This window comes from Pseudomonas sp. GD04019 (assembly GCF_029837695.1).
Taxonomy (GTDB): domain Bacteria; phylum Pseudomonadota; class Gammaproteobacteria; order Pseudomonadales; family Pseudomonadaceae; genus Aquipseudomonas.
The window spans coordinates 16,241-18,307 of the sequence record NZ_JAOEEA010000006.1 but is presented as its reverse complement, the minus strand read 5'-3'; the positions used below and the strand labels follow the sequence as shown (position 1 = coordinate 18,307).

Here is a 2,067-nt window from a genome sequence, read left to right as displayed (position 1 = left end):
TTTGTGATTTATTTCACAACTTTGTTTGTGGCTGGCCTGTATATCGCTCGCCGCGATAAAAGGAATTTGACCTTATAAACATGGTGATTCAATGAAGCAGTTCCCGCGTCTGGCCCTGACGATCTCCCTTCTGACCCTTGCCCTGGCGGGGTGCGATTCGGGCGGTAATAGCATCGCTGAGGTCAATGGAAAAACTGTCACCCAAGAACGTTTCGATGCTTATCTGAAGCTCAAGCGTGTACCGGCGCAGAATGCCGAATGGGTCAATCGCGAGCTTGACGATTACCTGGAGCGCGAGGGGCTGGCCGGTCAGATTGAGGAACAGGGATTGCTCCCTGTCGATCAGGTGGAGGCCGAGGTTTCCGAGTTCCGTAAACAGATGCTGATCAGCCGTTACTTCGAGGAATATTTGCGCGAGCGGGTTACCGACGAAGCGGTGCGCAACTTCTATGCGACCAATCCCGACCAGTTCCAGGCCAAGAAGGTACATGTCGCACATATCCTGCTGCGTACCAACCCGGCCATGAGCGATGCCGAGCGGCAGGCGCTACTGACCAAGGCTCAGGAGGTTTACTCCAGGGCAAACGCCCAGGAAGACTTCACTGCTCTGGCCAAGGAGTTCTCCGAGGATCTGCTTTCGGCCCAGCAGGGTGGTGATTTGGGTTGGCTGCAGGAAGGGGCTATCGACCCGACCTTCAGCAGCAAAGTCTTCGCCATGAAGGCCGGTGAACTGTCAGAGCCGCTGGTGACTCCTTTTGGCTTCCATGTCATCAAGGTGATAGAGGGGCCGCAGGTGATCAAGCAGCCGTTTGAGGCTGTCAGCGGCGATATTCGTTATCGCCTGCGCCAGGAGGCCAAGCAAGCTGAGCTGGATCGTCTGAAGCAAGCCGCGAAGATCGAGAAGAAGACCCAGCCGGAAAAAACTGAAGTCCAGGCTGGGGATGAAAGTGCAAAAGGTTAACTGGGCTCTCGGCTGCCTGCTGGTCGGGTTTGGGCTCGCCGGCTGCGAGGAGTCCTCGCAGCAGGCGTTGCAGGAGGTACCGGTCGAGCCATCGGCGACGCTGGTCACCGTCGATGGCTCGCCAATCTCCCGGGCCCAGCTTGAGCTGACCATCGAGCGCACCCTGGGCGACTCGGCCCCCCTGTTTGCCAACGAGGAAGTCGAGCGCAAGATTCTCGATAGCCTGGTAAGCAGCCGCGCCATGGCACTGCTCGCCGAGCGCGAGCTGGATGCTTCCGAGAAGCAACAATTGGACTTGAAGGCTCAGGCTTATCGCGAGGAGTTGCTGGTCCGTCACTACCTGCAAGAGCACGCGACCCCCGAGCCAGTGAGCACGGAAATGGTTGCGGACTACTACAACCGTCACCCCGAGGAGTTCGGTGGTGGTGTAGAGAAGAGTTTCGAGATCATCGCCAGCACCACGGAGCTGGACGAGCGCCAGCGCTCAGAGCTGATCACGCTGCTCAGTGGTTCGGAAACCCACGGCAAGGACTGGCAAGCACTAGTGGCCGCTTGGCGGAGCGCAGGGCGCCCCCTGGAGTACCGCCAGAGCAAGTTGCGGCCGGACATGCTGGATCAGCCGCTGCGTAGTCTGGTGGAGCCTACGGCCGTCGGGGCTATTGCTCCTCTGTACACCAATGGCCAGCTGTTGCTGGTGCGCGTGATCGGCGAACAGAAGCTGCCGGCCAAGTCTCTGGCTGAAGTCAGTGGTGCCATTCGCGAAAAGCTGGCGCCACAAGCCTTGAAGAAGGCGGTGAAGGAGCTGAGCTCTCAAGCCATACAGCAAGTTAAGGTGCAGTACAGCTCGCGCTAGACGAGCAACCATGAACGGCCAGGCGGATTGCTGGCTAGAAGGACAGCGGCAGGGCAGCTGTATCAAGCGGATGGAAAGGGCTATGGGGATGCTGAAGGGGAGGGCCAAGCAGCGCCTGTTGTGGGCGGGGCTCGTCTGGTTGCTGGGCGCAGCCAGCGGGGGCGTGCATGCGACAGAAACCTGTCGTGCTGTGTTCTCCGGTGGCCTTCAGACGCATGGCTCCGGCGGGGTCGTCTTCCAATGGGGTGGCCAA

Annotated in this window: 2 protein-coding genes; both read left to right on the top strand. The window is 59.5% G+C overall.

The genetic code is table 11. The features are described 5' to 3' along the window. Nucleotides 1-91: 91 nt before the first annotated feature. Entirely contained in the window at nt 92-961 is an 870-nt protein-coding gene (locus N7607_RS11050; RefSeq protein WP_279867830.1) for a peptidylprolyl isomerase, read from the top strand. Next, entirely contained in the window at nt 948-1,814 is an 867-nt protein-coding gene (locus tag N7607_RS11045; RefSeq protein ID WP_279867829.1) for a hypothetical protein, read from the top strand. Before N7607_RS11050 ends, N7607_RS11045 begins: the two co-directional genes overlap by 14 nt. Nucleotides 1,815-2,067: the final 253 nt, after the last annotated feature.